General features: G+C 54.7%; 1 pseudogene. It reads left to right on the top strand.

Features of this window, described 5'->3' with window-relative positions:
• Positions 1 to 203: pseudogene (locus FDX22_RS21415) on the top strand (MFS transporter); the annotation flags it as partial.

The following is a 203-nucleotide window of genomic DNA, read 5'->3' as shown; positions in this document are numbered from 1 at the left end:
AGGGTGATGAACAACAGTCAACCCCCATTGTCTCTATGCTGAAGCTTCGACAGGCGCGTCTGGGCGTGAATGGCTGCATTATTTCCGGGATTGTGCTGGGGTCGCTGTATGGCCTGATGCCGCTGTACCTCAACCATCAGGGTGTCAGCAATGCCAGCATTGGTTTCTGGATGGCGGTACTGGTCAGTGCAGGTATTCTGGGA

The sequence above is a fragment of the Citrobacter sp. TBCS-14 genome, assembly GCF_005280805.1.
Classification (GTDB): domain Bacteria; phylum Pseudomonadota; class Gammaproteobacteria; order Enterobacterales; family Enterobacteriaceae; genus Citrobacter; species Citrobacter gillenii.
Note: the sequence above shows the minus strand (reverse complement) of the source record. Positions and strands in the feature narration are given on the sequence as shown.